The sequence below is a fragment of the Microcoleus sp. AT3-A2 genome (genome assembly GCF_036705685.1).
Lineage (GTDB): Bacteria > Cyanobacteriota > Cyanobacteriia > Cyanobacteriales > Microcoleaceae > Microcoleus.
The window spans coordinates 12,868-35,790 of record NZ_JAUBVF010000065.1 but is presented as its reverse complement, the minus strand read 5'-3'; the positions used below and the strand labels follow the sequence as shown (position 1 = coordinate 35,790).

At 46.3% G+C, this 22,923-nt stretch carries 16 protein-coding genes and 3 tRNA genes; 11 read left to right on the top strand and 8 right to left on the bottom strand.

The window, feature by feature from the left end; genetic code table 11:
* Positions 1–17: 17 nt before the first annotated feature.
* The 3 genes from QUB37_RS24845 to QUB37_RS24835 are packed head-to-tail and all read right to left on the bottom strand — an operon-like array spanning position 18 to position 1,999.
* The gene (locus QUB37_RS24845; protein WP_333167242.1) at positions 18–515 is read right to left on the bottom strand and encodes a GTP pyrophosphokinase; all 498 of its coding nucleotides are present in this window, start codon (positions 513–515) and stop codon (positions 18–20) included.
* Complete coding sequence (locus tag QUB37_RS24840) at positions 485–907, bottom strand: NUDIX domain-containing protein (RefSeq protein ID WP_333167240.1); 423 nt, start codon at positions 905–907, stop codon at positions 485–487. The genes QUB37_RS24845 and QUB37_RS24840 overlap by 31 nt, the downstream gene beginning before the upstream one ends.
* A gap of 36 nt (positions 908–943) precedes the next feature.
* The gene (locus tag QUB37_RS24835; RefSeq protein ID WP_333167238.1) at positions 944–1,999 is read right to left on the bottom strand and encodes an adenylate/guanylate cyclase domain-containing protein; all 1,056 of its coding nucleotides are present in this window, start codon (positions 1,997–1,999) and stop codon (positions 944–946) included.
* Between the two features lie 551 nt (positions 2,000–2,550).
* Between QUB37_RS24835 and QUB37_RS24830 the strand changes: the two genes are divergently transcribed.
* Together QUB37_RS24830 and QUB37_RS24825 are read left to right on the top strand one after the other, a co-directional pair.
* Positions 2,551–3,684 (top strand): class I SAM-dependent methyltransferase, encoded by a 1,134-nt coding sequence (locus tag QUB37_RS24830; RefSeq protein WP_333167236.1) that lies wholly within the window; start codon positions 2,551–2,553, stop codon positions 3,682–3,684.
* A gap of 321 nt (positions 3,685–4,005) precedes the next feature.
* Positions 4,006–5,709 carry a lipoxygenase family protein gene (locus QUB37_RS24825; RefSeq protein WP_333167234.1) on the top strand — a complete coding sequence of 568 codons (1,704 nt, stop codon included), beginning with the start codon at positions 4,006–4,008 and terminating at the stop codon, positions 5,707–5,709.
* Between the two features lie 134 nt (positions 5,710–5,843).
* Here the strand turns inward: QUB37_RS24825 and QUB37_RS24820 are convergent, their stop codons facing one another.
* The 4 genes from QUB37_RS24820 to QUB37_RS24805 all read right to left on the bottom strand — a co-directional run bounded on the left by QUB37_RS24820 (position 5,844) and on the right by QUB37_RS24805 (position 9,305).
* The gene (locus QUB37_RS24820) at positions 5,844–6,983 is read right to left on the bottom strand and encodes a fatty acid desaturase (protein ID WP_333167232.1); all 1,140 of its coding nucleotides are present in this window, start codon (positions 6,981–6,983) and stop codon (positions 5,844–5,846) included.
* Positions 6,984–7,306: 323 nt separating this feature from the next.
* Positions 7,307–8,572 carry a glutamate-5-semialdehyde dehydrogenase gene (locus QUB37_RS24815; RefSeq protein WP_333167230.1) on the bottom strand — a complete coding sequence of 422 codons (1,266 nt, stop codon included), beginning with the start codon at positions 8,570–8,572 and terminating at the stop codon, positions 7,307–7,309.
* Positions 8,573–8,576: 4 nt separating this feature from the next.
* Positions 8,577–8,981 (bottom strand): hypothetical protein, encoded by a 405-nt coding sequence (locus QUB37_RS24810; RefSeq protein ID WP_333056560.1) that lies wholly within the window; start codon positions 8,979–8,981, stop codon positions 8,577–8,579.
* Between the two features lie 252 nt (positions 8,982–9,233).
* Positions 9,234–9,305, bottom strand: a tRNA-Gly gene (locus QUB37_RS24805).
* Between the two features lie 219 nt (positions 9,306–9,524).
* Between QUB37_RS24805 and QUB37_RS24800 the strand changes: the two genes are divergently transcribed.
* The 4 genes from QUB37_RS24800 (at position 9,525) to QUB37_RS24785 (ending at position 12,196) form a co-directional block, all read left to right on the top strand.
* Positions 9,525–9,665, top strand: a complete 141-nt coding sequence (locus QUB37_RS24800; RefSeq protein ID WP_236507792.1) for a hypothetical protein — start codon at positions 9,525–9,527, stop codon at positions 9,663–9,665.
* Positions 9,666–9,954: 289 nt separating this feature from the next.
* On the top strand, positions 9,955–11,772 hold the full coding sequence (locus QUB37_RS24795) for an ABC transporter ATP-binding protein (RefSeq protein ID WP_333167225.1): 1,818 nt from the start codon (positions 9,955–9,957) through the stop codon (positions 11,770–11,772).
* A 197-nt stretch (positions 11,773–11,969) separates the two neighbouring features.
* Positions 11,970–12,051 (top strand) — tRNA-Tyr (locus tag QUB37_RS24790).
* Between the two features lie 73 nt (positions 12,052–12,124).
* Positions 12,125–12,196 (top strand) — tRNA-Thr (locus tag QUB37_RS24785).
* 382 nt (positions 12,197–12,578) lie between these two features.
* Here the strand turns inward: QUB37_RS24785 and QUB37_RS24780 are convergent.
* The gene (locus QUB37_RS24780; RefSeq protein ID WP_333167223.1) at positions 12,579–15,101 is read right to left on the bottom strand and encodes a PhoD-like phosphatase; all 2,523 of its coding nucleotides are present in this window, start codon (positions 15,099–15,101) and stop codon (positions 12,579–12,581) included.
* A gap of 181 nt (positions 15,102–15,282) precedes the next feature.
* On the opposite strand from QUB37_RS24780, the gene QUB37_RS24775 reads away from it, so the two are divergent.
* The 5 genes from QUB37_RS24775 (at position 15,283) to QUB37_RS24755 (ending at position 22,815) form a co-directional block, all read left to right on the top strand.
* Positions 15,283–17,445 (top strand): CBS domain-containing protein, encoded by a 2,163-nt coding sequence (locus tag QUB37_RS24775; RefSeq protein ID WP_333167221.1) that lies wholly within the window; start codon positions 15,283–15,285, stop codon positions 17,443–17,445.
* 1,216 nt (positions 17,446–18,661) lie between these two features.
* On the top strand, positions 18,662–19,528 hold the full coding sequence (gene bchL, locus QUB37_RS24770; protein WP_006634709.1) for a ferredoxin:protochlorophyllide reductase (ATP-dependent) iron-sulfur ATP-binding protein: 867 nt from the start codon (positions 18,662–18,664) through the stop codon (positions 19,526–19,528).
* Between the two features lie 34 nt (positions 19,529–19,562).
* On the top strand, positions 19,563–20,927 hold the full coding sequence (locus QUB37_RS24765; RefSeq protein ID WP_333167219.1) for a DUF5331 domain-containing protein: 1,365 nt from the start codon (positions 19,563–19,565) through the stop codon (positions 20,925–20,927).
* A 162-nt stretch (positions 20,928–21,089) separates the two neighbouring features.
* Positions 21,090–21,425, top strand: a complete 336-nt coding sequence (locus QUB37_RS24760) for a hypothetical protein (RefSeq protein WP_333167217.1) — start codon at positions 21,090–21,092, stop codon at positions 21,423–21,425.
* On the top strand, positions 21,406–22,815 hold the full coding sequence (locus QUB37_RS24755) for a ferredoxin:protochlorophyllide reductase (ATP-dependent) subunit N (protein ID WP_333167216.1): 1,410 nt from the start codon (positions 21,406–21,408) through the stop codon (positions 22,813–22,815). The genes QUB37_RS24760 and QUB37_RS24755 overlap by 20 nt, the downstream gene beginning before the upstream one ends.
* Positions 22,816–22,923 lie beyond the last annotated feature (108 nt).

Here is a 22,923-nt window from a genome sequence, read left to right as displayed (position 1 = left end):
TGCTTTCTATTATGCCATCAGCTTAGCCCGACAATTGTCTGAGTATTTATACTGACTGTAAAAGTGGGATGCTCCCCATCAGCGATCTTGACTCGCAATGCGATCGGGTTGGCAATCACACGTTCTAAATAAGCTGCATAAGCTTCTCCTTCTATTTTGGTAATCGCCGCGATCGCCGAGACTAGAACTTCTGGAAAACCTTCGCTTCTAAGTTGCTCAAGTGTAAGTTCTGAATCTTCGACAGCATCGTGTAGAACCGCTACAATTTTCTGGTCTAGAGAATTTACATTTTCCATCACAAATAGGGGATGATCGAGATAGGGATTGCCTGCCTTATCAACCTGCCCATCATGAGCTTTGGCGGCGATCGCGATCGCTCGTTGTAGTAATAATTCGTAATCGGAATTCGTATTTGACAACATCGTAAAGAAGTTCTCTATTAAAGTTTCAGTCTCATCGCGGGGAAAAGGTAGTGTGGGAATTTTTATTTTAAATATTCCTGCAACAATTTCCAAGCCATTTGAGTACCTTCCCCTGCGTTGACTTTCTCGAAATCTACATCTTTTCTCAAAACTACAAAACCCACACCTTCTTTGATTTCTATTTTTTCAAAATTGCTAACTTTTGCCAAAAATAGGTGATTGTTTTGGATAAATTTTGGATTATTGTTTGTCGTGTAAATAAAAGTTGTGACAAATGCAAGGTTGCAATCGCTTTTTAGGCTAGTTTCTTCTTCCAATTCTCGCACGGCTGCTTGCTGTGGACTTTCTCCAATGTCCACGCCACCACCAAAAGTAGAAAGCATTCCTTGGCTTGCAATACCTGGAATATTATCTCGCAGTTGTGCGACTATCTGACCGTTGGGGAGCATGAGAAAAATCCGAACTATTGACTGAGGAATATTCATCTTGTCGAGGGAATAACAAAACTCAAAAAAGTTGCTTTATAGTTTTCTAATTTGAATCCAAATTTTCTTAATCCAATTGTACACCGCAGCATACAAAGTACACAAATTTTTGACAAAACTTTTCCAAATAGATTTTTCTTTGACCTCGGAAATCGAGGAGATTTCCAGGGGCAGCGGCGGCATCCCGACTACTTCATACAGCGGATATTCGCCACTTTTCCCCGGAATTGGCACTGATACACGCCGATCGACGATCGCCAATTCCTTAACTTCCTGATAAGTCTCCTCGGAAATAAGTAAACTGGTTCCTACTTGCTTATTAGCCGCCTCGATCCGGCTGGCCAAATTCACCGCATCCCCGATCGCCGTAACTGTCTGACTCTTCGATGCCCCCAAATTCCCAACAACCACCCAGCCGCAGTGAATGCCAATCCCAATCCGCAAGCGGTGACGGTATAAAGTCTCAAAATAGGGATTGAGTTTCTCTAGTTCCTCCAGCATCTCCACCCCAGCCCTCACCGCTTGTTCCGCCGCCTTGTCGGGATTTTCCAACCCAAACAGCGCCATAAAACCATCTCCCATGTAATTATTAATCATCCCGCCATTGCGGTTTATCACATAACCCATTTTTTGGAAATAGCGATTTAAAACATAAATTACATCGTAGGGCAACAGGGATTCTGCAAATGCAGTAAACCCTCGAATATCGGCAAACAAAATTGCAATTTTCTTCTCTTGACCCACAGGAGCAGAAATCAACTTTCCCGACATTTCGTCGTTAAATGATTCCAAGTCTTCAGAATCGATCGCCAATCGGCGCAAAATCACCTTGCCGCCCGCAACCTGTGTCTGACAAGCTAGCCTAATTTCCGGCTCTAAACGCAATTTTTTTGCGAGTTCCTCTTCCGGCAAAGTGCGGGGAGAACAAAATTCTAAACCTTCGACAACTAATACCCGGCAAGTCGAACATCGGGCGCTACCACCGCAGATGTGGGTGTGGGGAATGTCGGCACGCAGGGAAGCTTCGAGAATTATATCGTCGTCGTCTATCTCGATCGTGCGATCGTCCGGCAGATAGTGAATCTGTGGCATATGTGGCGCGTCTAGCTAATTAGCGAGGAATCTCGCGGACATCTGTTATTGCAGCGAACCTGTATGCAAACCCGGTTTCTGGGCATTTTTTCTGTATCCCTGATTCCTTAACTATAAGTCGCGATCGGCATTTGCTTCTCGTTTCGTCACCTCAACCGCCAAACTGACACCAATTTAAAAAAAAATGCAACTCTAGGCAAGAGTCCCACTCTTAGCTGATCATTCATTTTCAATTCTCATATCTAAAATGGTATAACTGAGCACTAAAGTTTTCCTCTCACCATGAAAATACCCCAATTCAAGCTGTAGAGTTAATCTAAAATCTAAAATCTAAAATCTAAAATGGGATGACATAATTCTTAATAAAATTAATATCGCCCAAACCCCGATAAATCCGTTATCAAATCCCCCTCAACCGCCATAGCTTTTTATGATTTTGGGGATTTTTGGTAGGCAAACCTTACTTGGCAATAGTTTCAGCTTTTTTGCTCTCTAACAACCAGCTAATGTCCGTGAGATAGAATAGCAGCATCTTTAAAACCAGTATAACCATGAGTTCATCAACAGCCCTACAAAACATCGAAAACCACATTCCCATCGTCGGAAATATCCATACCAAAAGTCCGATCGCCTACGGAGCAACTCGCCTCGCAGCCAGTGCAGTTAACACGCTGCACATGGCAGTAGCAGAGTCTTACATCAACGGCTTAGAAGTACCGGATTCTGTATTGCGATCGCTTTTTGATACCTGTATGCCGGTCTTTTTTAAGCATTTCCCCTCCCTGCTTGCACCCTACGAATGGGTACTAACAGAAACAGACCATACAGCCGAAGGGCCGGGGGATTTAATGAAAATTCAGTACGACTTACCTCAAGCAATGCTGAATCCGATGTTAGGCGACGGAAAACTCATTTATCCTAAGTACAGCATGGGGCTGTGGGAAAAAGGAGCCGCCAACCTTGAACAATCGCAAATGCAGATGATTGATGATGTGATTGAAAAGCTAGAGATTCAGGATGGCGATCGCATTTTAGACTTTGGTTGCGGTTGGGGTTGCGTTCCCAATTACATTCTTTCCAAATTCCCCAATGTCCAGTTTACTGGCATTAACCTCAGCCACAACCAATGCGAGTATATGCGTCAGAAGATGCAAGACCCCGAAAGCTACCTTAGTTCAGGTCGATTTACCCTATATGAAGGCGATTTGAACGACGCCAACTTCGAGACAAAATTTGACAAAATTCTCTCCATCGGAGTTTTTGAGCATATAGGCAACTTAACGAAGGGTTTCCAACAGCTTGCCTCTTTCCTGAAGGATAACGGCAAAGTTTTCATTCACATTATTACAGTCCGCATTCCCAACAATATATCCAGCGTTTTCACGCACAAATACATTTTCCCCCACGGCCGTTACTGGAAATACGATGCAGTTACCAGCCACAACAAAGACCTCAAAACAATTCAAAGATGGTATCTCAACGGATACAATTACTCCACAACCTTTGCTAACTGGCTGAAAAACTTTGACAATTCTCAGGCAATAGTCAAAGATTTAGACTACGGCATCGACTATGCCAAATTTCGGCGAATCTGGCGGTTTTACTTAATTTGGTTTGTGGCTAATTTCGCGAGTTGCGACGGCGAATACAACGGCAATGGCCAATATTTAATGGTTCGTGCCTAACCGCTAATCAGTAGACCAAGCTCAAAAAACCGAACACCCCGAGCCCCGACTTCTTTGAGAAGTCGGGGTTCTTGAGTGCGACCTACTTATCGGGAGTATGAAACTTTTATACGTCGATTTAGGGCGATCGAGAAGTGTTGCCTTCTTTTGAGGAATTTTTCTGAGTTTAAAAAAATCCGGAACAAGATTATTGCTCGGTGAATAAGATCTATATCAAGCGTGAGCCTGCATAATAGTTTTTAAATTCCCTCCTCGATCGGTAGTGATGATGTGCAATATTTTACTACAAAAAGAGAGTTGATTTATACAATGGTAGACAATATGAAACCTTCTCTTCCTCAAGACGACCCGAACCAAGAACAGCGCAAAGATTCCTTGAATCGTCAGCAACAAGCTTATCAGTTTGACTATGAGAGTTTATCACCTTTGGCATTATTGAAAGATGTGCCCGCAGTCGAGAACTTTTCGAGCAAGTATCTTGCAGAACGGATATTAGCAACATCGGAACTTCCGGCAAATATGCTGGCAGCCGATTCGAGAACTTTTCTCGATCCTCTCGACGAACTCCAAGACTATGAAGACTTTTTTACTTGGCTACCGCTACCTGGAGTTGCCAAAATTTACCAAACCGATCGCTCTTTTGCAGAACAGCGCCTGTCTGGAGCAAATCCGATGGTGCTTCGCCTCTTAGATGCCAGCGATCCTCGGGCAGAAACACTCAGGGGTCTTTCCAGTTTGCACCCATTATTCGATCTGCAGCAAGAGTTGCAGCAAAAAAACATTTACATTGCCGATTACACAGGTACTGACGAACACTATCGCGCCCCTGCTCTCGTTGGAGGCGGAACCTATGAAAAAGGCAGAAAATACTTGCCCAAACCACGGGCTTTTTTCGCTTGGCGGTGGACTGGAGTCCGCGATCGCGGTGAAATGACACCTATTGCAATTCAACTCGATCCGACGCCCGGTAGCCATGTCTATACCCCATTCGATCCTCCTGTCGATTGGCTGTTTGCGAAACTCTGTGTACAAGTAGCAGATGCCAATCACCATGAAATGAACTCGCATTTAGGTCGAACTCATCTGGTGATGGAACCAATTGCGATCGTCACCGCCCGACAGTTGGCTAAAAATCACCCGCTTAGCCTGCTGCTGAAACCGCACTTTCGCTTTATGTTGACCAACAACGATCTGGCTCGTTCTCGATTGATCAATCCCGGCGGGCCTGTTGAGGAATTGCTAGGTGGTACCTTGGCTGAGTCAATGGAACTGACTAGAGAGGCGTGCAGTACATGGAGTCTCGATCAATTTGCCTTACCCGCTGAACTGAAAAATCGGGGAATGGATGACCCCAATCAACTGCCTCACTATCCTTACCGAGATGATGGATTGTTGCTTTGGGATGCGATTGAAACCTTTGTATCGGGCTATCTTAAATTCTTTTACCCGACGAATCAGGCGATCGTACAAGATGTGGAACTGCAAACCTGGGCTCAAGAATTAGCGTCTGATAACGGCGGTAAAGTCAAAGGAATGCCAGACCACATCGACACCGTTGAACAATTAATTGCAATTGTCACAACTGTAATTTTTACCTGTGGCCCGCAGCATTCAGCCGTCAATTTTCCTCAGTATGAATACATGAGTTTTGCAGCTAATATGCCTTTGGCCGCCTACCGGGACATTCCTAGGATTACCGCTTCCGGTAATCTAGAATTGATTACGGAAAAGGACATTTTACGGTTACTTCCTCCGTACAAACGAGCGGCCAATCAACTGCAAATTCTGTTTATTTTGACAGCTTATCGATATGACCGTTTGGGTTACTACGATAAATCTTTCCGAGAACTCTACCGGATGAGCTTCGACGAAGTTTTTGCGGGAACCCCGATACAACTTTTAGCCAGACAGTTCCAGCAAAATTTGAATCTGGCAGAACACGAGATTGATGCCAACAATCAAAAACGAGTCATCCCTTATTTTGCTCTCAAGCCTTCGTTGGTGCTAAATAGCATCAGTATGTAGGAGTGTATTTTTGGATAGTAGGGGTTGCGCGAGACACCCAACCCCTACTCCCCAAAAGAAAATTTATTGTTTGTGGAACAGGCCGGAAAGCCTGTTCTTAAGCATGGTTCAAGATGTGGCTGCCATGCGAATTCTCAGCTTTTGTAGTCTTCAGCGATCGAGCAATTTACAGACATTGTTCCAGAGGAATCAGTGAAGGTAACTTCATCTTGATAATGCCGGGGTGTTTCCACCAGCAACCGCCAAGCGTCGCCAGCATCGATTAAATTCATGCGATCGGGATAGTGAATTTGCAACAACTCTTGCACCATCGGATAATAGTTTGAGTTGATGCTGGGGAAAATATGATGCTCTGTGTGGTAAGAGAAATTCAAGTGCAGCAGGTCAAATATTTTAGGAACCCGCACAGAAGCACTGTTGATCAGCGGGTCATTAATGGCGGTCATCCGGCAACCCATATGATTGGTATAGATGTAAAACATTGCGCCTGCATGACCAATTGCGATCGGCAAAAAGTACGCAAGAGCGATTTTGAGCGGATGAAAATTTAGGTAGAATAAAATGCTCGCATGAATTCCTAAAATTCCCAGACATTCAAATGCGATTGTCAATCTATCTTGAGGACTAACTGTAAAGGCCGCCGGTACGTAATCAACAGATTTATCGTTAAATAACAGCACCGAGGTGAGATTGCGGAAATTATGCACTAACCACGAACCCGCCATCCCTACAATTAACCACACCGGATTGACTTCCACCGACGGTACAAACAGATTTTGAATCCATTTTCCCCAAGTATCTGGTTGCTGGTACAGATAGTTGCGATCGGGATCGGCCACAGAATTCGTGTTATTGTGATGTACGAGGTTGTGCAGGGATTTCCACTGTGTAGGTGGCATAAACAGCATACTTAGTCCCAAAAAGGCGATCGGATAAGTCAGGCGAGACTTTTTCTGAACGCTGCCGTGCATCAAATCGTGGGAGCTAAATAGCAAAACTATGATACTATTACCCATGATGACGGCTAAAGGTAAGTAAAGCCATAAAAGGTAGACAGGCCAGCGATCGAGATTAGCAGCAATTCCCCATCCTAACAATAATATCCCGATATTTATCAGCAGTATCCCTAACTTGCTGGAATTCGCTTCAAAGGCCTCTGATGGCAGCAGCGGACGCAATTTTTTAACATATACCGAGTGGTGAATTAGCGTTTCTTTGCCTAAAGTCGGCGTTGCAGTCTTGTCTACAGTATTGAGTGATTTTTCGGATTTCATGTGATCGCTAAGAGTATTTTCATGTGACTTAATAAGTTTCTAAATTTAATTAGATCCCGTACCCGATTTGAGATTGAACCCACACATAAATCCGGCGGCTTATTGTTAGGATGCGGAGATTTTATCGTCGGTCTCCACTGCGGCTATCCGGGAGCTTGTGATCAAATTCCTTTAGATCAAGGCTGCCTGATTTTTGTACCAAGATATTATTGTATCCTATAAAATAATTTTGGAACACCTCTTAAAGGCTTACCTATCGATAATAGTCTCCCACTTTTCAGTTGGGTTTAATCTCAATAACCAATCCTAAATAATCTATAAAATTAAAAAAGTCCGTTTCCCTGAACAATTTCTTTAATTGTCGTCAGTGTATCTAACCCGATCAATCCCCGGCGATAACCTTTTTGGTTGGACATTCCCAAAAATATCGCATCTCCCCGATTTTGATAGCGCCAAAACCGAGGTGAGGCATTAATAAAAGTTGAGGCGCTGTTAACATCCAGAGCAAATTGGCGACTTTCTAAGTAAGATTCAGTGGCAATGCAGTCAGCGTGACCGCTGCTGTAGCGGTTGATCCAGCCGATCGCAATCTCTAAACTATCGACAACTTTAAACGCGATGGTTTTGTTTAAATACGGTTGAGTCCACTCGTATGGTTCCGCCAGCTTCAACTCTGGGAAATCTGCAACAAGATCCGCATCAGCGCTAATTTGAAAGCCTTTTTCTTTTAAACTGTTCCACAGCCTGACTAAGGAAGAAGGCTTTTGGTTGCGATCGATCAGCACTTTCTCGATCGCATTAACAGGATCGGGCACGCTTTGATGGCTGTCCAAAATCATCCACCTTGCCATCTCCAAACTACCAGTCGGCGACCAATAAAGGTAACAATTTCCCATTGCCGACCTCAAAACTGGTGCTGTGCACAGCCTTACCACCTGCTGCACCAAACTTGGTCTACCGTAGGGAATAATTAAATTGAGATATTGGTCTTGAGTGACCAATTCTCGGATCGAAGCGCCCCGATCCGGCGGCAGTACCTGCAAACATCCCGATGGCAAACCGACCTCATCGATCGCCGACACCAAAGCTTCCCCAATTACAGCATTAGTTTGCCAGCTTTCGCTGCCGCCTTTAAGAATCAAACTGTTAGCGCTTTTGAGAGACAAACCCGCGGCGATCGCCCCCAACTCTGGAAACGCCTCGTAAATTAGAGCGATCGCCCCCAGTGGTAGCGACTGACAGTAAACCTGACACCGATCGACCTGATAAGAAGCATTGATCACCCGCCCGATCGGATCTGGCATTTCCCCCAACCGTTCCAGAATTTGCACAGTTGTCTTGATCCGTTCCGGCGTCAGCTTCAGCCACTCCACAATCAATTCGGGAATCGCCATGTCCCGACTCGCTTCTAGATCCAGAGTATTTGCTTCTAAAATATCATTTTGCCGACGTTTCAGCGAGCCCGCCATCGCCTGCAAAGCTGCCGCGCGATCAGCACTCTTTGTCGTAGCCAACTCCAAAGAAGCTTGATAAGCGCGACGCGCAACATTTGCGGCATCTGATGAATGGGTAAAATCCTCTATTATCATCTAGCTAACGCCTATAAGCCAGCCATACCATCAGCGCCGGCAGCATTGCTAGCAGCACGGCGACCATTGCCCACAGAATAATATTCGGGCCCGGCGAGTGCAACGCCAAGGGCAACCAAATCACTAGCGGCACCAATATCATACCCAAAGCCAGTGGCAAGTAATGAGCCTTCAAACCCGGATGCGCTCTGTTCCACTGGTGGCCCGTCCACCGCCAAGCCTGCTTGTAAGGATAGTTCGTTGATAGTTGCTCGATCACGTCTCCACTTTCGTCCAATACAAATATTTGTTGACAGCGGTTGCAGCCAAAGGCTTCTGTCAACGTTATGGGAACTAGACGACCCCGCCGTCGGCAAGGACAGGGGTACTCATCGTTTAAGTCAATCTTGGGAGCTTTTTGAGATGGCACTAGCGATCAGATAAAAAAAGCGTTTTTACAAAAATAATCGTTAACATATCCACTTAATCAAACTTGTCAATTCTGCCAAAGCGAGGCTTTCAACTGCCTGTTCCGAGATCTCGCCCGATCGGCAATTTTGACTTGCAAGTTCTGCATTCAATCTTACCACTAACTTAGGTATTTTCAACCATCCTTCATTAGGAGGATACCGAAAACTTTCTTGATCTACTTTCCGGTTTTCTTGATTTTTTTATCTTCTAAAGCGGGTGACGCGATTCGAACGCGCGACATTCACCTTGGCAAGGTGACGCTCTACCACTGAGCTACACCCGCATTTCCTGCGGTATTAACAATATTGTCTCAATTCTCAAAATTTGTCAAGTCTTTTTAGTAAGTTTTTTTCACAAACCCAGTAAACCCCCCCCAAACCCACTCCCCACCTGCAATTTCAGCAGCCAGATCATTAACCAAATCAGTAATTGCCGTGAAAATTGACCGCCATCGGCTGACTACAAAGCTACAATCAAGCTGGAATTGTGGGAGAACACTGTCATGTCAGATTTAAATCGCGGAATCATGAAGTTCAAGGGAGCTGACAGTCCTATAGTGATCGCCATTTCGGCGATTGTCATTGCCGGCGGAATCGGCTTCTTGATCTGGTGGGCGCTGCAATCAGCCTACACCTTCAGCTAACAGACGACTCAAACGTAAAACTTATAAGGCATTGCTCAGAAGGCAGAATTTAAGAAAAATTCTGTCTTTTGCATTTTTTTGCCCTTAGTCTTGAATTTATTGCCCAGGAATGCGGATCGATTGCTGACGATCGAATGATTGCCATAAATCACCCGATCGGGCGAGTCGCTAGCATGAGCCGAGATGACTCCCCGATCAACTACTTTTGTAGTACACTTGTAAACACGGCGCGCCGAGAGCGCAGTTTTAAATGCAAGTGTTTGCAAGGGTTGTATCTCAACAAGAATTTATGGCAAGCTTTCAGGACATCTTCAAATACTACAGTCGCTACTGGAAAATATCACTTTACAGCATAGGCGCATCCAGCGTTTTAGCACTAGCCGATTTGCTTGTTCCTTACGCGATCGGTCAAATATTAAACGTATTGTCGGGTCAACCTACAGATACAGTAACCCAAAAACTGATAACAGCGATCGCCTCTGTTACCCAGCAGTCACCCAACAAAATATTATCGCTATCCGTCTTGCTCGGCATAATTTTTCTGGTAACAGTAGCCAAAGCACCGATCCAACCTTGGGTAGCAAATTGGTTCCACTGGGCGATACCATTGAGGGCAAGGCGCGATCGAATGAGAAGTGCGATCGGCAAAATCCTCACCTTACCCCTAGAATTCTACGATGAAAACAACGCTGGACGGATTGCCAGCCGCATCGCCAAAGGCATCGCCAACCATACTTGGACTTATCCAGAAATTGCCGGCGAATTCATCCCCGAAGTCGTCCGCTTAATCGGCATTTTTGCCGTTATCTGCTTAATTGAGTGGCGGATTGGCTTATTAATTTTGGTTTCATTCCTATTTATCCTCAGTTTCACTCTCAAAGGCCTGCAAGGGGTGACTGCGCGGGAAGAAATTCTGGATGAATACATCGAAGATACCGAAAGCCGCAACTCGGAAATTATCACCAACATCAAAACAGTCAAAGCTTTTGCGACAGAAAGTGATGAACTCAAGAGGCAAACCACCAGACTCGATCGCGAATTAAAAGTCGTGATCAACCGCATTCACAAAGGATACGTCACCTTGGGGACATACCAGCAGACGATCGTCCAGTTGTGTTTATTTTCAGTTCTTGGTTTTAGCCTAGCAGCCACGGTTGCAGGCAAAATTTCCCTCGGATATTTTGTTACCGTCTACACCCTGGCAAGCATGGCCTATTCCCAACTGCGTCCGATTAGCATTATCGCCGAATTATTGGCGCGGCGCTATTCTTCAATGATCCGGTTCCACGAGTTTATGCAAACGCCAGACGGTGTTGATGCGGTTAATTTAGCAGAAAATGCTCGATCGGCGTCGCCTTATAAATTTACCGGCAAAGTTGAGATCAGCGGTCTGACATTCGGGTACGACAGCCAAAAACCCGTTTTGCAAGATGTGAATTTATTGATTCATCCCCGTCAGACTGTAGCATTAGTCGGGCGATCGGGTTCCGGGAAATCGACTTTAGTTAAACTTCTGTTTCGCTACTTTGAACCAAACTCCGGCCGCATTCTGATCGACGGCGAAGACATTCGCAGCTTAGACGTGACTCGCTACCGCCAGCGTTTAGCCATTGTCCACCAAGAAGTAGACGTTTTTAACGGTACTTTGCTGGAAAATTTGACTTACGGAAACAGAAATGCAACTTTCGAGCAAGTTGAGGATGCTTGTCGCATCGCCAAAGTAGACGATTTTGTGCGGCTGTTGCCCCAAGGTTACTATACCGTGGTCGGGGAGAGAGGAATGCGGTTGTCCGGCGGTCAGCGGCAGCGATTGGGGATTGCGAGGGCGCTGTTGGTGGAGCCGGATGTGTTAATTTTTGATGAGGCTACTTCTAGTTTGGACTATGAGTCGGAGCGATCGATCCAGATAGCCATGCGAAATATCCTCGGTACGCGCACCACCATAATTATTGCCCACAGACTGAGTACAATTCGCGAAGCCGATGCGATCGTCGTACTCGACGGCGGTAGAATCGTCGAAGTTGGCAGCCACGAAGAACTTTTGAGTCAACAAGGTATTTATCGTCGCCTGCACTCCCTGCAAGAAACCGGGGAATTAGTGAATTAGGGATTTCCTCTTAGTCTAGACTTAGGGTGCTCCGGGCGGGCACCCAGCCTAGACTTAGGAATGCACACCTTAAACAGTGTTCAATTTTCCCGTCAGCCGCTAACTCACTTATGTGTTCTCACATTAATGATTAGAGTTTTAAATATAATGTTGCAAATAAAGATTCTGGTGCTAGGATATATAACTGTGATGGAAATGGGTCGATGCCCGAGCGGTTAATGGGGGCGGACTGTAAATCCGCTGGCTACGCCTACGCTAGTTCAAATCTAGCTCGGCCCACCTCAATTTAATAAAAAGTTAAAATTTAAGAATTAAAAATTAATTTTTTAATTGGAGGTTCTTAATTTTTTATGCCCGTGTAACTCAGTGGTAGAGTACCTCCTTGGTAAGGAGGAAGTCACGAGTTCAAATCTCGTCACGGGCTTCCTAATTCATAGTATATCAACCAAGGTTTTCGCGCTCATCGCACAGCAAGAAGGTTTGTTTTCCCCTCAACTTTCGTGCTGATGGTTTTCTAATATTTCCAAAACGACTTCCATATCTGCCAAGTTTGCCCCGGACTTTTTGCGTCTGGTCTTCAACTGGTTGAGCAAGTCGGCTGGCTCTGGAAATTCTGCGACTCCCCACAAGAAAACTTATTCTTTGTGGAACAGGCATCTTGCCTGTTCTTGAGAATGGTGAAACATCTCAGTTCCAACCGACTTTAGCTATGAGACTGGGGTTTCACCCCCGGCTGACACTGCCACAAACTGATCACAATATTGTACCCGTATCGAAATCCCGGACTTCTTCAATAAATCGGTAATCTAATCATCCTCATCCAATCCCAGTGGCACAAAATATTGACTGTAAACCACACTATTCGGCTCCCAAAGCGGCCGCCAATAAACATTTTGCATCACCGCTTTCTCCCCATCACCCTCAGCAGGCCACTGAAAACTGACGATCGCAATATTGCTATATCCCACAATCTCATCACCCTCTTGCAGCCAGCGATTGCGCCACAACAGCGATATAAAATTCCACAACCTATGCAGGAATGACAATTGTTTATTTTTATGCGTTCTATCTGACGCAGTTCCCTTTTCTAGCAGCAAAAACACCCGAGCTCTTTGCCGTTTAATCCAGTCAATCCGATAGCCCCAATCAGGCAGAGATTGTCTATTTCTGACAGCAGCCGCCAGAGCCTTCTTTTTGCCACCCCTGGAAATCTTCATTAATTCCAGCGGCTCATTCCATCCCAAACATTCGTGCGATCGCTCAGGAAGCAGCGACTTAATCTTAGTATGAATTAAATGCGTTTTCCACTCCTCATTGATAAAAGCACTAGCCGTCAACTGCGCCAGCACAGAATATTGACAATTTGACCGATAATTCTCCCTCGTCAAAGGCTCAATATTTGATCGAGAATCGCCAAAATGACAATCAGACCAATAACTCAGCCGCACAGCAGCAGCATAGTGAATATCGCCGCTCAACACAATCACCCGATCGCGCTGCTTAAAAAACTCCGACAACAGCTTCACAAAAGCCAACTCGTGAAAATTCCACGCATCCCCCGCATCGCTATTAAAAACTTTCCCCTGTTCCACCTCCCGTTTTTGCACCGCATCAATAATCCACAAACCCACCAAATTTGTTGGTACAACTACCAGCGTCGCCTCAATCTCAAACTCCCCTGTTTTATTCAGCAAATCAGTCTCCTTCAAAGGTTTCTGAATTTGCTCTTCAAAACCTTTGTGAGTCAAAAGCATCGGCGGATCGATCGCGCTTTTCACCGGATACCCCCGCCAGTTCCGCGTATCCAGCACAATCACCTCGTGCTTAAAACTTCTCACAATAAAATGCCAATTCAAAACCTCATTTACACCCTCGTCATCTCGATCCAAAATAAAAACATCTTCATCTAATTTCAACTTAGGCAAATGAGTTTTCGGATCGAGTTTTGGAATTCCCAAATACGAAGCCGCCTCCTCCCAAGCAGAAACATCAGTCCCCGCCGAAGCCGACCATTTTTCAGCCGCCTTTAATAATTTATCTCCCGGTTTTTCGCGATCGAACTGTGCGGGCGTATTTCCCCAAGCCTGAAACACAGCGTAAGCCAGCAAAGCATTCTGCACCACCCGCCGGCCCAGTGGCTTTCCCAGCACCCGGTAACACCACTCTCGATTCAAATAAAAATCGTCGCTAACATCATGGTCATCGCAAATCATATAAGTAGGAATATTCGCTAGCGCCCTCCTCACTCTCCACAAATTGCGAGCAAAACCGTCAAGTTCAACAACTTCTCTATCCCAGACTTTTGCCTGCTTAGAATTTGGGCAAATATCCTTACCCTTCGGAAAACTCGTGCACCAGAGTACCGGCGACCAAACTAACAAATACATCGCATAATATTCGCCCAAGCTAAACAAGTGACTTTTAGCATTGTTGGGTTTATTCACCAACATCGCCGTAAAGCCGCCACAATCTCTGGCAATATCGCTGCGAGTCCCCGGCTGTAACTGAATTGGTTTTTTGGACTCATACTCAGTATCAGACGGTTTCTGAATTGGCGACTCTCTAAAAATTTCCCTCTCTTCGCCAACTGCATTTTCGTTTTGCGAATTTTTAGGTATACTGATACACAAATTCTTTTTTATTTGGGCATCATCCATCAGGGGCAGACTTTCTTCCCAGCCCAACAGGGTATCGCCAGCATCCGTCAAAGCCCACAGCATCGCATCGGCCACGTCGTCGCCGTAAATTTGGTCGCCGGTTAAAAACAGTTGGTGGGGCCTGCTATTTGCCGTACCTGCAAACTGTTCGATCGAATTATCCAAGATTGGCAGCGCATCTCTGCCGTCTCCGTGGGGCTTGCGGCAAGAACCATGAACGATACGCAAATAGTTTAAATCCTGCGGCGGCAAGGCAAAAGTGGGCAACTGGTGAGCGAAATAACTAATCGTCTCCGGCCCCAAAGCCGATAAATCAGGGGCGGCAGGCCACAGGCAAGAAATGAGATTTTCTGTCTCATTTACTGGGACTGCACCCCCGACGTTCGACTCGCTACTCCCAGTAAACTTGATGTCATAAGCATAAATTTCCCCAGATGTCAAGACATTACTGTTAATTGGTTTAGCAGTCACCGCGACTACGTGCAGGTATTTGCCGAGCTGCACGGTAGAGTTCGCACCTTGGAGCAAGGGCCGATCGACAATTTCGCCGGTTCCGCCTTCTGTCGAATAAACCTTGAGTTCGACTTGGCGGGGTGCTTTCAGAGCCAGCCAAACTGTCACGACCTGAGTTTCAGTCCGGCGCAAAATCGGGCCCGCAAGGATAAGTGGCAAATGATGAATTCGATGACTTAATGGCGTCCACGACATAGGATTTAAAAAATAAAAATTAAATAAGAGTGTTCTAGCAATCAGATTTTAGGCGATCAAGCATCTGTCACTCGCTTAATTAATGCTAAGTCTGCCAACCCAAGTCTCCAAAATTGTAACAACTCATTAAGTAAAATTAATAATCATGCTACAAGAAGAACAATTACAACATTTCCGAGATTCAGCCCCGCACTTGTCGGTAATTACATCATCAGAACCCGCTGGACGCCCCAACAGCAGGCCTCTCTACTCGTCACCTTTAGATCGGGCGATCGACCGCCACCCCCTCACCGTGGCTCCAGAAACCCCGATCGCCCAGGTGTTGGCTCTCATGAACCCGATGCGCGTCTCCTGTCACCTTTGTGGCGAAAAACAAAACGCTGTTGCTAGCGCAGCCAAGCGCAGTTGCGTCTTAGTCGTCGAAGATAATCGCCCGATCGGCATTTTTACAGAACGGGATATCGTCAAGCTAACTACCGTAGCAGCTTGTACAGTCGGACTGACAATTGCTGATGTAATGACTCGATCGCCCATTACCCTCAAACAATCCGAGTCTCAAGATATTTTCACAGCTATGTTCACGTTGCGCCAGCACCAGATCCGGCATTTGCCCGTAGTGGACGAGGACGAGCGACTTCTCGGCATCATCACCCGCGAAGCCATTCACGAAGCCCTGCAACCAATTAACTTGCTAACCAATTTGCGCTGTGCAGCAGATGTCATGACGCACCAAGTCATTTCGGCCCCAACAACTGCCTCAGCCCTCGATTTAGCACAGCTCATGGTCAAGCATCGAGTTAGTTCCGTCGTCATTGTCCAAGAGCCAACTCAGCATCCCGATCGGGCGATCGCACCAACACAAAATTATCAAATTCCGATCGGCATTGTCACCGAGCGCGACATCGTGCAGTTTCACGCCCTCGAACTCAACCTCTCGGAAATCCCAGCAGCAAGGGCCATGAGTGCGCCTTTATTTTGCATATCTCCCGTCGATTCCCTCTGGAGTGTCCACCAGTCCATGCAGCGCCACTGCGTCCGCCGTTTGGTAGTAGTTGGCAGCCAGGGAGAACTTTTGGGTGTTGTTTCTCAGACAAATTTGCCGCAAGTTTTTAACCAATCTGAAATGTATGGGACGATCGAGCTGTTACAACAAGCAGTGGACGATCGAGCCACCCAATTGCAGAAAGCCAACGAACTTTTGCAGCAAGAAATTTTAGAGCGGCAGCGGGCCCAAGAAGCCCTGCGCCAAGCTCACGACGACTTAAAAAAACAAGTTGAAGAACGCACCGCTCAACTTTTAGAATCAAATGAATTGTTGAGACGGGATATTATCAAGCGCCAGAGAGTCGAAGAAGTCCTGCGGCGAAAGCAAACTTGCTTGAAAAATCAAGCGCAGCAATTAGAGGAAACTGTGCGAAAGTTGCAGCAAACTCAAACTCAATTAGTGCAAACCGAAAAAATGTCTTCTTTGGGACAAATGATTGCCGGTATCGCTCACGAAATTAACAATCCTGTTAATTTTATCTACGGCAACCTTTCCCACGCCAGCCACTACATCAAAGAATTGATCCAACTTTTGGAACTTTACCAGCAGCACTATCCCGAACCAGTCTCGGAAATTCGGGAAGCAGCAGCAGAGATGGAAGTCGATTTTTTGGTAGAAGACTTATCTAAGCTAGTGTCTTCTATGCAAGTAGGAACCGAGCGCATCCGCCAAATAGTTGTGTCGATGCGTAATTTTTCGCGATCGGATCAATCTAACATCAAGCTCGTTGACATTCACGAGGGACTCGACAGCACTTTGTTGATTTTGCAGCACCGGCTCAAAGCTCACGGCGGACATCCACCTATCCACATTATTAAAGAATACGGTAATTTGCCCCCGATCGAGTGCTGTGCCGGTCAGATCAATCAGGTGTTCATGAATATTATCGGCAATGCTATTGATGCTTTGGATGAAGAAATCCAGAAAGGGGAATGGGCCAAGAGAGATGCGAAAAATTCATCCCCGTCAAATCCTAGTTCTCCATTGACTCTTCCCACTATTACAATTCGTACTGAAGTTGTTGGTGGCGATTTTGTCGCAATCCGCATTTCCGACAACGGGCGGGGCATACCGGAGGAGATTCGCCGCCAATTATTTGACCCGTTTTTTACTACCAAACCAGTTGGCAAGGGCACTGGGTTGGGACTGTCGATTTCTTACCATTTAGTTGTCGAACAGCACGGGGGGCGGCTAGACTGCGTTTCGGAAGCTGGACGTGGTACTGAATTTGCGATCGAGATTCCGATCGTGAGTTCTCATTAGTCAGCAGCCATACGATTTGAGATTTTAGATTTTCGATTGAAGAATTGGAAATGACTGAGGAAGCTCGTGGTTTGGATCACGGGCCTACAGTTGCATCCTTTTTTTCAACTGGTATCAGAGGATTTTAGATTTTAGATTTTAGATTTTAGATTGAAAAATTGAAGAATGGGAAATGACTCATTATCGTGGTTTGGATCACGGGTCTACAGTTGCATTCTTTTTTTCAACTGGTATCAGTCGTCATGGGGAAGACATGATATTCTCCCCATCCCCCACTCTCGCCATCCACTCTCCCTCTTCGCGACTCATTCTCCCACTCTCCGACTCCCCACCATTTCCTAAAAATTCACAATTTTTTACAAAACACCAGAAACCCCAGCAAAGTCAATCTTTCCCAATCTCAAATCTCACATCTCAAATCTCACATCTCAAATCCCATAACTTTCTCCCTCTCCCCGACACACTCCCTCACTCTCCGACTCCCCATCATTTCCTAAAAATTCACAATTTTTTACAAAACACCCGAAACCCCAGCAAAGTCAATCTTTCCCCATCTAAAATCTCACATCTCAAATCTCAAATCCCATAACTTTGCCCTCCCCTGACCCAACTGATCCGAACTCACTTCGAGTTTGCCTCATCCACTAGCGCCTTTATGACCGTTTCAGTTACGCGCACAAGCCATCAACTGCCTGCATCCTAGCCCCAAAGCCAAAAGCCCAGATTGTTTGAGAAGTTAATTTTTGTTTTATTTTTGTACCTCTTTATATTAAGAAAGTATTCTAAAATAGATAAAAAGTATAAAATAATTATAAAACTAGATTTTTATATCAAAAAACCAGTTAAGATTCCCAAAGATGCAAAATAAACAAATTTACTAGCATTTTCATTTAGACGCCCCCTTTCTTTTCATCGCAAGTTAGCTAATAATGCTTTCAACGAGGTGACTAAGGGCCGAGTCCAAAATTGGCCTAACCCAAAGACGGATACAAGCCCCAAACAAAAGTCGTCGAGATCGAAAATTTGAGTTAGAGAGAAGCCCCAGATTCATCTGTGGAGTCCATTCTTTAATCTCAAATCTGAAATCTCAAATCGACGGACAGTAAGGGCATTGCAATTGGGCTATTGCAATTGGGCTATGGAAATTGGGCGATCGAAAAAAAGCATGAAACCCCAGCCCTCATCGTTTTGATAGAAACCTATAGGAGAACCAAGAGTGAAACTAGCAGTTTACGGAAAAGGTGGAATTGGTAAATCGACAACAAGCTGCAACATCTCCGTTGCCCTAGCCAAGCGCGGCAAAAAAGTTTTGCAAATCGGTTGCGATCCAAAGCACGACAGCACATTTACCCTCACTGGCTTCTTGATCCCCACAATTATTGACACCCTTCAGCAAAAGGACTATCACTACGAAGACGTTTGGCCCGAAGATGTCATCTACAAAGGCTACGGCGGCGTTGACTGCGTAGAAGCAGGCGGCCCTCCGGCAGGAGCTGGCTGCGGCGGCTATGTAGTCGGCGAAACAGTCAAACTGCTCAAAGAACTCAATGCCTTCGACGAATACGACATCATCCTGTTCGACGTGCTCGGTGACGTAGTGTGCGGTGGTTTTGCAGCCCCCTTGAACTACGCCGACTACTGCATGATTGTTACCGACAACGGGTTCGACGCTTTATTTGCAGCCAACCGCATCGCCGCCTCAGTCCGCGAAAAAGCCCGCACTCACCCGTTGCGACTCGCTGGTTTAATTGGCAACCGCACCTCAAAGCGCGACTTGATCGACAAGTACATTGACTCTGTACCCATGCCGGTGCTGGAAGTGCTGCCCCTGATTGAAGACATTCGCGTTTCTCGCGTCAAAGGCAAAACCTTGTTTGAGATGGCCGAAAGCGATCCTTCCCTCAACTACGTCTGCGATTACTACCTCAACATCGCTGACCAGATTTTGGCAATGCCCGAAGGAGTAGTGCCCAACGACACGCCCGATCGCGAATTATTTGCCTTACTTTCAGATTTTTATCTAAATCCAGTGCAACCGGTGGTCAAGAAGGAGGAAGATGAGCTAGACCTGATGATGGTTTAATAGGTCTAGCGATCAGGATGAGGATAAAGAGGTTATGGCTTTTTTTGATACTTTTTCAGTTGCTCTCAAACAGAAGTGGTTGGACTACTACCAGGTAAATCGGGCTTGGCTGCTCCTGCACATGACGGCTGACAACACGGTCGCCACACCCGACGGCGGGAAAAGGCCTGTTTCTTACCTCATCCTGGGAATTGCGGCTGCCCTGGAGCCGGAACTCCAGCAATTAATGCTGCCCTTCTCAAAACTCAAGCCGGATGCAGACAGCCTGATCGAAGTGTTGGGACTAAATTTTGACCCGGACCTCGCGCTGGGTATGCCCTCAAATATCGTGCCGCAGACGGCCGGCACATCTCCAAGACCCGCAGCAGCTCAAACTGCCACTGCTGCACCCGCAGCAGCTCAAACTGCAACTGCTGCACCCGCAGTCGCTCAAACTGCAACTGCTGCACCCGCAGCAGCTCAAACTGCCACTGCTGCACCCGCAGCCAAATCTAAGAAATTAGGCGGTGCAGCCTTAGCAGCAGCCGGAGCAGTCGCCGGAGTCGCCGGAGCAGCCGGTCTGGCAGCAGCAGCGTCAGCACTGAGCTCCGACGAGGAGGAATCCTTCGATGAGTTTGGGGAAGAAGCAGTCTCCGACTTCGACCTGGGCGATGATGAGGAAGAAGCAGTCTCCGACTTCGACATGGACGATGACGAGGAAGAAGCGGTCTCCGACTTCGACATGGACGATGACGAGGAAGAAGCCTCGGCTTTGGACGGTCTCGGTCTCGAAGACGATGAGGAAGACGCCGTATCTGAATCTGACTTTGATATGGGCGACGATGAGGAAGACGCCGTATCTGACTTTGATATGGGCGACGATGAGGAAGACGCCGTATCTGACTTTGATATGGGCGACGATGAGGAAGAAGAAGCCTTAGCTTTGGGCGGTCTCGACCTCGGCGATGACGAGGAAGATGAAGCCTCGGCTTTGGGCGGTCTCGACCTCGGCGATGACGAGGAAGATGAAGCCTCGGCTTTGGGCGGTCTCGACCTCGGCGATGACGAGGAAGATGAAGCCTCACAATTTGGGACTTTGACCTCTGGAGATCTCGAATCGGGGATTTCCGATCCGTTTGGGGAAGAAGATGCAGAGTTTGTCGCCGAAGAAATACCCGATCCTTTTGGGACAGCGACCTCAGATGACCTAGACATGGATCTCGGCGACTTGGACGATGACGGTATTGACGATTTCTCTGTATCTGATGACGATGACCTCGACGATCTCGGACTCGACGATCTGGGGGAAGCAACTACCGGAGATCCCGATGAAGATGATTTAGATGCTCTAGGTCTCGGTGATTTGGATTCCGACGATGAGGATGAAGAAATTTCCGGCTTTTTATCTGATTTTAAGTGAGGTTGTTGCGATCGCCCGCATCTCTTCTAGTCTTGAAGTTTCCCGCTCTATTTGTGAGTTGTGAGTTGCGAGTTGTTAATTTTTAATTAGCTCAAACTCACAACTGCCAAAAGGCTCTTTGCCTTAGCGAGTTGAAGAAAACTAAATCCCTGCTGTGAGGGATTGTATGCCCTCGCGCAGAATTTTTTAGCCAGAATTTTGGATGCTGCGGCTGCTGCGGAAATATTGAGTGGGCTGCATCTATTTTTTACAGGAATTAGCCCAAAAATAGGTATTTCTATTTATTGTTCGCTGTGCGTCGCGAGCGCACAAAATAGGTGTTTTCTCGCCACTGCGCCTGTTCGTGATCGAGAGGAAAAACAACCTATTCCTCTCCTGGGCGATCGCACCGAGACGATCGCAAAATCCAGGTGTTTCCTCGCTCCGCCGCAAGTCCTGTTCGAGACGAAAAACAATTTAAAGGGAGAAGATTTGAGATATGACTGCTATTACTACTAATGAACCGGAAGCTTTAAATTTTGAATGCGAAACAGGCAATTATCACACATTTTGTCCGATTAGCTGCGTAGCTTGGCTTTATCAAAAAATTGAAGATAGCTTTTTCTTGGTCATCGGTACCAAGACTTGTGGCTATTTCTTGCAAAATGCAATGGGCGTGATGATTTTTGCTGAGCCTCGCTATGCGATGGCTGAGTTGGAAGAGGGCGATATTTCCGCTCAGTTAAACGATTATGATGAGTTGAAGCGGCTGTGCTTGCAAATTAAGCGCGATCGTAACCCCAGTGTAATTGTCTGGATCGGCACTTGCACCACCGAAATCATCAAAATGGATTTGGAAGGGTTAGCACCGAAGCTCGAGGCAGAAATTGGCATTCCCATCGTCACAGCGCGCGCTAACGGCTTGGATTACGCTTTTACTCAAGGGGAAGATACCGTTTTAGCGGCTATGGCTGCTAAATGCCCTGAGAAAGCGCCCGTGATGGAATCTCAGAAACAAGAACGCAATGCTATCTCTCAACTGCTGAATTTCGGCAAGAAAAAAGAGGAAGTTGCAGCAGATGAATCGGAATATGTCAAGCACACGCCGCTGGTACTTTTCGGTTCTTTGCCCGATCCGGTTGTTACTCAGCTAACTCTAGAATTGAAGAAGCAAGGAATCAAAGTTTCCGGTTGGCTTCCTTCCAAGCGCTACACTGAATTGCCAGTCTTGGAAGAAGGTTATTATGTATCGGGCATGAATCCGTTTTTGTCGCGCACTGCTTCTACGTTGATGCGCCGCCGCAAGTGTAAGCTAATTGGTGCGCCATTCCCGATCGGCCCTGACGGAACTCGCGCTTGGATTGAAAAGATTTGCTCAGTGTTGGGAATTGAACCAAAAGGTTTGGACGAACGGGAAGCGCAAATTTGGGCTGGTTTGGAAGATTACCTGCAAATAATTCGCGGTAAATCTGTCTTCTTTATGGGCGACAATTTGCTAGAGATTTCTTTAGCACGTTTCTTGATTCGCTGCGGCATGACTTGCCCGGAAATCGGCATTCCTTACATGGACAAGCGCTATCAAGCGGCCGAGTTGGCTTTGTTAGAAAAGACTTGTCACGAGATGGGAGTTCCTACTCCTCGGATTGTGGAGAAACCAGACAATTACAATCAGTTGCAGCGGATTTACGCGCAAAATATCGACTTGGTGATTACGGGTATGGCGCACGCTAATCCTTTGGAAGCGCGGGGGATTAATACTAAGTGGTCTGTTGAGTTTACTTTTGCTCAGATTCACGGCTTTGGTAATGCGCGGGATATTTTGGAGTTGGTGACTCGTCCGCTGCGCCGGAATAATTCGCTGAAGGATTTGGGTTGGGGTAATTTGGTGAAGAATGAAGCGAAGGTTTAATCGTTTTTAGTAAGAGAGTAGGGTGGGCTTTGCTCACCTTATTTTTTTATGAACCGCTGATGTAGGCGGATTGACGCAGATGAACGCGGATGAAGTGTGCGATCGCTT

Bases quoted from the DNA above. Each gene is read 5' to 3' on its own strand.
- QUB37_RS24800 (WP_236507792.1), top strand. From the start codon at position 9,525: ATGTCAGATTTAAATCGCGGAATCATGAAGTTCAAGGGAGCTGACAGT.
- QUB37_RS24775 (WP_333167221.1), top strand. From the start codon at position 15,283: ATGCTACAAGAAGAACAATTACAACATTTCCGAGATTCAGCCCCGCAC.
- QUB37_RS24820 (WP_333167232.1), bottom strand. From the start codon at position 6,983: ATGAAATCCGAAAAATCACTCAATACTGTAGACAAGACTGCAACGCCG.
- QUB37_RS24830 (WP_333167236.1), top strand. From the start codon at position 2,551: ATGAGTTCATCAACAGCCCTACAAAACATCGAAAACCACATTCCCATC.
- QUB37_RS24840 (WP_333167240.1), bottom strand. From the start codon at position 907: ATGAATATTCCTCAGTCAATAGTTCGGATTTTTCTCATGCTCCCCAAC.
- QUB37_RS24755 (WP_333167216.1), top strand. From the start codon at position 21,406: ATGACTGCTATTACTACTAATGAACCGGAAGCTTTAAATTTTGAATGC.
- QUB37_RS24835 (WP_333167238.1), bottom strand. From the start codon at position 1,999: ATGCCACAGATTCACTATCTGCCGGACGATCGCACGATCGAGATAGAC.
- QUB37_RS24765 (WP_333167219.1), top strand. From the start codon at position 19,563: ATGGCTTTTTTTGATACTTTTTCAGTTGCTCTCAAACAGAAGTGGTTG.
- QUB37_RS24815 (WP_333167230.1), bottom strand. From the start codon at position 8,572: ATGATAATAGAGGATTTTACCCATTCATCAGATGCCGCAAATGTTGCG.
- QUB37_RS24795 (WP_333167225.1), top strand. From the start codon at position 9,955: ATGGCAAGCTTTCAGGACATCTTCAAATACTACAGTCGCTACTGGAAA.
- QUB37_RS24825 (WP_333167234.1), top strand. From the start codon at position 4,006: ATGAAACCTTCTCTTCCTCAAGACGACCCGAACCAAGAACAGCGCAAA.